The organism is Chitinophaga sp. (assembly GCF_035761305.1).
Classification (GTDB): Bacteria; Bacteroidota; Bacteroidia; order Chitinophagales; family Chitinophagaceae; genus Chitinophaga.
This window is the reverse complement of sequence record NZ_DASTRI010000264.1, coordinates 1-6,856: the sequence shown is the minus strand read 5'-3', so window position 1 is coordinate 6,856 and position 6,856 is coordinate 1. Positions and strand designations below refer to the sequence as shown.

The window sequence follows — 6,856 nt, the reverse complement described above, 5'->3', positions numbered from 1 at the left end:
GAGCATAGGGGATGGGCAACATCGTGGCTTGAGCTCTACAAGTATTTGTCAAATTGAAAAAAATGTTATCTTTCTAAAATGGGTTTAAACAATTATGTCCATAGGCATTGCGGAAGAGAAAGAAAAAACAATTTAACTGATGACTAAATTAAAGATAAAGCGCTGACAGAAAGAGTGTTATCTGTTCAGACCTGATAAACTCTCTGAAACAAGAAGACCTGTATAAAGAATATTTAACATGTCTGATAACTCATGGCTAACATCTACAGTGCCTCTCGAATGGGAAATCAGGGCAAAGGATATCCGGAATAAGCGGGATGCCGAATACGCTAATATTTTTGTCGAAGAAGACACCAATATGCGGTGGGTGGGCGACTTGGGCGAGATCTGTTTTAACCATTGGCTTAAAGCCAATGGGTTTACCGGGTTTCATTGGCATTTAAACAATGCTGCCGGACAGCCGGATTTTACAGTGAATGGCCGCAGGATTGATGTAAAGACTGTAAAACGCAAATTTGCCCCTAAGCCGTATTATACTGCGCAGATAACGGCAAGGCATAAAGATCACCCGATTGATGTGCTGTTTTTCATGATCTATCAGCATCTGCAAAAAACAATGTGGTTTTTAGGCGGTATTGATATGCCGCAATACCTTGCCAAGGCCCGGTATTATAGCGCTGGTGAGAGGGTGCATAAAGATTATGTTATCAGGGAAGGGCATGAGATCTACAACGCGGAAGTAACTATTTTAACTCCTCCGGCAGCATGGCTGCAGTTACTAAAAGGAACCTTTTAAAAGGAGGTAAGCCCGTAAAACCAAATTTTTTATCTTTGGTTTTAAATTTCCGCCATGTCTACGTCTGTATATACCAATATTTTAAAGAACAAAAAGCCATTTAACAGAAGGGAAATGGCTTTTGAGGAGTTTGTTAATAATCCTGACCCTCGGGCTACCCTAGAATGCGGGAAAGTAATGGCAAAAGCATGGGCCAGGACGCTCGGTGAGGGGCAGGTACTGCATGCGCAAACATTCATATACCGCACTATTGAAGCGTACTGGCAAAAGACACATGGCCAAAACCTGGACCTCAAACCGCTGCCGGTGTTTGCCGGACTATTTGAGCCGGGAAAGCTGGATAAATCTGTAATAGCAGTAGCCTATGCTATGGGGACAGCAGCTGCTGCCCTGGATGTAGTGGAAGCCGGTTATTTACTGGGAAACGTTTATACTGCTGTGTTACCTGAAAGTACCCGGTCCAGCAATGGCGTTTTTTATACACCGCCCGCATTAACCAGCCGCTTGATTCAGATATCAGAAAGTGCTGGGGTAAGCTGGACAAAGGCAAAGGTGGTGGATCCTGCCTGTGGCGGTGGTGCCTTTCTTGCTCCTATTTGCCGTAAAATTCAGGCAGCTCTTAAGGATAAATCTTCCGCTGAAATTGTCCAACATATTCAGACTCATGTGGTAGGGCTGGAAATTGATCCTTTCGGTGGATGGCTAACGCAGGTTTTCGTGGAAGTGGCACTCAAGGATCTGATAAGGAGCGCAGGAATGCCGATGAAAAATCTGGTTCGTATTTGTAACAGTCTGGAACTAGAAAGCATAGCGGAGGTTGACCGGTTTGACCTGGTAATTGGGAATCCTCCCTACGGAAAGCTGAAGCTGACTAATAATATCCGTGACAGGTTTAAGGAAAGCCTTTATGGCCATCCTAACCTTTATGGTCTTTTTACACACCTGGCATTTGACCTGGTAAAGCAGCATGGCATTGTAAGTTTTCTGACGCCGACAAGTTTTTTATCCGGAGAATATTTCAAAAATCTACGTGCATATATCCGCCGCCAATCCTCCCCGGTTGAAATCGACTTTGTTTCATTCAGAAAAGGGGTTTTTGAAGATGTGCTGCAGGAAACCATGTTGTCAGTTTATAAAAAGAAGGCCAGCAAGAAAGCATCTGTGGCCGTAAATCAAATAACCACTGTGCCTAAAGGTGCTCTCCATATCCACAATGTGGGTAAATTCACTTTAGCTAAAGATACATCGGCGCCCTGGATACTACCCAGATCACCATTGCAATCAAAAGCGGTGCACGCCATGGAAAAAATGGCTTTTCGACTGAAGGACTGGGGATATAAGGTAAGTACAGGCCCTTTAGTTTGGAACAGGCATAAACACCAGTTTTGCAAAAAGCTATCGACGGATGCTTATCCTGTTGTGTGGTCCGAAGCAGTAACTCAAGACGGGCGATTCGTTTTAAAAGCTGAAAAGAAGAATCATACCCCTTATTTTAGGCCTGATTCTGATAACGATTGGTTGATCACTACTCGGCCTTGCATTTTATTGCAAAGAACCACTGCTAAGGAGCAACATAAAAGATTAATCGCTGCGGCGCTGCCAAAGGAACTGCTGTTGGAGTACAAGGGGGTAATTGTGGAAAATCATTTAAATATGATTATTCCAACACAAGCCAAACCGTTAGTGGAGCCTGCTGTACTTGCCGCATTCTTAAACAGCATAATAGTGAATGATTGTTTTAGAACAATTAGTGGTAGCGTTGCTGTATCTGCATATGAACTGGAAGCGCTGCCACTGCCAGCTCCTGAGGAAATGAAAGCCTTAGCTAAGCTCATAAAGCAGAGCAGGTCAGATAGCAAGATAGAAGCGGCGTGCCTGAAAATTTACGGATTAAATAAATAGATGAATATTACACTACCACCTTACGTAACCAGAGAGGAGATATTTAGAAGATTGCCATTAATATTTCCACCCGGAACACCCAATCGCTCATACTGTATCAGAGAATTAGCTGCCAGTACTATTTTTGCTATGCTGTACATTGGTGCTGTGGAGGGGGCTGGTGTGTACCTTGGTCCCAAGCATGTGTACCGTATGACTCATGAACATGCGGTACTGCACACAGATGAAGACCGACTGGCATATACAGGCAGGATTTCTGCCCGTAATGCTAAACCAGAAGGCCATAGATGGTATGCAGATAATACCAGGGAACCTATCCGGGATGAAACCCTGAGAGAAGGGCTACTGGTTGTTGGTGCTGTAGGGGCATTGAGTAATGTGGACACTACTTCCGGCAAACCGCGGTATTACCTGAAACAGGAATTTGCCGCTCTTTTTGATCCTGCATTAGAAGGGGGAGCTCTGGAGGCAACTATCAATAGCTGGAGGGAACGTCACCTGTCCAAAAGTGCATTGGACAGGATAAAACTGGCTTCTTTTGGGATGACGGGCGACCGGGAACGGGTGCTGGTCACTTTTCCCAATGGTGAAACCCGGAGCTTGCCAGTGGGAGGCAGCTCCGAAATATCAAAAGCGGTTATAGAAATGTTTGCACCCAGATTCCTGAGAAACCCTGCTGTTATATGGCTCAGCACCAGTAGGGATAAGGTGGTGACAAGAGATGACCAAATTGCTGCTGCTATAGGGCTGAATATTGCAGCAGATAAAAACCTGCCCGATATTATCCTTGTAGATATTGGAGCCTCAGATGCGCCTAACCTGGTAGTGTTTGTGGAAGTAGTAGCCACAGATGGAGCTATTAATGAGCGCAGGCAAAATGCATTATATGAAATAACGGATCGAAGCGGTTTTGATCGTAAGCATGTATTTTTCGTAACAGCCTATGGTGATCGAGAATCTGTTGGTTTCAAAAAGACCGTACAGGGGCTTGCCTGGAACAGCTTTGCCTGGTTTGTTTCAGAGCCAGACAAGATTGTTATGTTTAAAGATGAGATGAGCTTTTTGTCGGAACTGAGAGGCGGATGATCCTATATTCCTGTATTTATTACAGCGCCTGTTTCTTGTAAGGGTTACAGTTACATACAGGCGTTGTATCACCTCTTTGTGGTCGTTAACGTTATATTAATATTCCCATTAACAAGTGATTCACGTTTTACCTGCTCCAACCTCCTTAACTTTATCCCCGTCATGTGAATGATGGCCTTAGGGGCCGCTTTATACGCATTAAATATGACTACAGCTAACCTATTGTACGAAGAGGATCTTACCTTGTTAGAACAATTAAAGGCAGAAGACCCGGGCGCTTTTGCCTTCTTTTACGGGAAGTACCGTAAGTACCTGATGATCGCCGCCACTTCCATGTTAGGTAATGAGGTGGAAGCGCAGGACCTGGTACAGGAGTTCTTTATCGATTTCTGGGAGCGGCAGCTGTATATGCGCATAGATCCCGCGCAGAGCAAGAACCGGGAAATGGTGATCCGGAACTATGTGCATAAGGTGGTGTATAACCGCTGTATCGACAAGCTGGCGCAGCGTAAAACCCAGGAACAGCGCATAGCGCAGATACCGGTGCCGGATGAAGCGGTGCCCCCGCAAATACGCATGGAAGCGGATGAGCGGCACCGCGAGCTCCTATGGTCGCTGAACACGGCCATTGCCAGGATTCCGCCTTTGTCGGCACAGGTTTTTGAGCTATCTTACATCCAGCATAAAAGCAGGATGGAAATAGCGCTGCAAATGGGGGTGAGCCCGCATACGGTAAAAAACCAGCTGCTGCGCGCCATGAAAATCCTGCGCAGTCATTTAAAGAAAGGTTAGGATGAAAGTAGTACATATTTCGTGGAAACCCGGTAATATTGATGATGAAGCGTGACCCCTGCCATATACATGCACTTATGACCTCCCGGCTGGCCGGCGATATCAGCGAAACAGACGCATTATACCTGCAGCAGCTGATAGATACCGATCCTGAAGTATTAGCCGCCTGGAAGGAGTTCAGGGAAAAATTCCTACCGGAAGATGTGCAGGATGGTTTTCAACGTTATGAAGCAGGTCCGTGGATACCCGCAACCACCATTACCGGAAAAAAAAAGTCCCGGATCAGCATCCGCAAACTCATAGCCTACGCCAGCCTGGGAGCGGCCCTCATTACAGGGCTTGTAACGGGCGCTTACCAGTGGTACATACATGGTATACATCCCCGTACACAACCGGTGGCAGGAAAGCTGCAGCCGGCCAACAGCAATAATATTTCACTGCAGCTGGCCAATGGGCAAACCATTAATCTTTCCCAGGTGCAGGGGAATATTCAGGTAGCAAATACAAAATTGAAAAATACGGGTAAAGCACTTTCATATGGCCATGTGGTGGCAAATGATGCAGCTGCCGGTGAAAGCATGTACGCAATGAACACGCTTACAGTGCCCATCGGTAAAAGCTACAGCATCACCCTCTCGGATGGCTCTCTCATTTGGCTGAATTCAGCCAGCACGTTGCAGTTTCCTCTCTCGTTCTCCCGTGGCAAACGGGAGGTCACCATCAACGGGGAAGCTTACCTGGAAGTAACAAAACAGGCGGGCAACCCCTTCCTGGTGAACACGCCGCACGGCACCGTGCAGGTACTGGGCACCAGCTTTAACGTGAATGCCTATGACTCCGGCGTGGTAAAGGTAGCCCTGGTAACAGGCGCTGTTAAATTTACCAGCGGAAAAAATGAAGTAACCATCCATCCGGGTAATGAAGCAGTGTATAAGGCAGATAAGGGCATAACAATACAGCCTTTTGATGAAGATGAAACCCTGGGTTGGCGAAAAGGGAAGTACTACTTTTCAGATGCTACCCTCGGCGAAATCGTAAACGTGTTGCCCCGCTGGTATGGCACAAACGTGTTAATAGATGACCCCCAATTAGCCCGGGAACGCTTTGCCGGCGTGATGGACCGCAACAAGCCCATAACCGCTTTCCTGGATAACCTGGGGAACACCCGGAAGATCCGCTATTATTTTGATAATAAAGGAGTTTTACACCTGCAATAATGGCCTGATTTTTTATATTTTTACCGATATTCGTACTAGCCAGGCCATTCCACGGGGCCTTTTTTAATAGGATAATGATTGGATAATAATTGTATGGTCATTTTAAGATTTTTTTAGAAAATTTGCAACCAACTGAACAATTCAATTGTTTTGTATAGAAAGATAAAGGATGGTGTTTGAACAGGAGCAAATGATAATTGCCTATAGCCTATTCCTTTCTTTACAGTGTACTATCTTTTGAAGCCCTGCCAAACATTAAAACGCAACCACTATGATCAACAACATTGATCGCGACGAACTGCTTTTGCTGCTCATACGCCGGCAGGAAAACTGTACCAGCTGGACGGAAGACCGCCTGCTGGATAAAATACTGGAAGAGGACGCAGACGCCCGGGAAATGGCGGAAGACGTTCGCGTTACCTATGAGAACTACCAAAAACAGCCCTATACACCTATTACACCTATACGTACCTTTATAGACATGGAGATTCCACGCAGCATGGTCGATGAAAAAGTAGCGCCCATGCCCAAACGCAGACGCTATGTGAATTTTGCCGCCGCCGCCATGGTAGCGGTAAGCACCACCATTATAGCATTGTACTTTCCCTTTTCCGAAAAGCATGCGCCCGTAGCGCCGCCCATCGAAGGCGTAACCCTGGCCCTGGCCGGCGGCGGCGCCCTGCAGCTCGGAAACGATAACGATACTATTGTAGCCAATGCAGCCACACTGCATACCAATGCCTCGATGTTATACTTTGCCGCCAGAAACAGCGACAATAACGTGGGGCGGGACAACACCCTGACCGTGCCGGCCGGGAACATGTACAGCATTACCCTGGCCGACGGCTCTGTGGTGCACCTGAACAGCGCCACCATCCTGCGCTTTCCCTTTGCCTTTACCGGCGCCAAACGCGAAGTGTTTGTAGACGGGGAAGCCTTCTTCAACGTGGCGCCCAACGCACACCAGCCCTTTATCGTACATTCCAGGAGGAAGGATGTACAGGTGCTGGGTACCTCGTTTAACATCAATACCTATAATGATAAGTTTAAGCTGGATCTGATT

The 6,856-nt window shown here is 46.6% G+C and carries 6 protein-coding genes; all 6 read left to right on the top strand.

All coding sequences use genetic code 11. From position 1 onward, the window contains the following. Positions 1–238: 238 nt before the first annotated feature. Positions 239–796 (top strand): hypothetical protein, encoded by a 558-nt coding sequence (locus VFS25_RS22105; protein ID WP_326464355.1) that lies wholly within the window; start codon positions 239–241, stop codon positions 794–796. A 54-nt stretch (positions 797–850) separates the two neighbouring features. After that, complete coding sequence (locus tag VFS25_RS22100; protein WP_326464354.1) at positions 851–2,698, top strand: HsdM family class I SAM-dependent methyltransferase; 1,848 nt, start codon at positions 851–853, stop codon at positions 2,696–2,698. After that, positions 2,699–3,784, top strand: coding sequence for a BsuBI/PstI family type II restriction endonuclease (locus tag VFS25_RS22095; protein ID WP_326464353.1), 1,086 nt, complete (start codon positions 2,699–2,701; stop codon positions 3,782–3,784). It begins immediately after the preceding gene. A gap of 204 nt (positions 3,785–3,988) precedes the next feature. After that, on the top strand, positions 3,989–4,576 hold the full coding sequence (locus VFS25_RS22090; RefSeq protein WP_326464352.1) for an RNA polymerase sigma factor: 588 nt from the start codon (positions 3,989–3,991) through the stop codon (positions 4,574–4,576). A gap of 41 nt (positions 4,577–4,617) precedes the next feature. After that, a complete protein-coding gene (locus tag VFS25_RS22085; RefSeq protein ID WP_326464351.1) occupies positions 4,618–5,793 on the top strand; it encodes a FecR family protein in 1,176 nt (391 codons plus the stop codon). 271 nt (positions 5,794–6,064) lie between these two features. Next, positions 6,065–6,856, top strand: a 792-nt coding sequence (locus tag VFS25_RS22080; protein ID WP_326464350.1) for a FecR family protein, incomplete at its 3' end; no start/stop codon positions are given.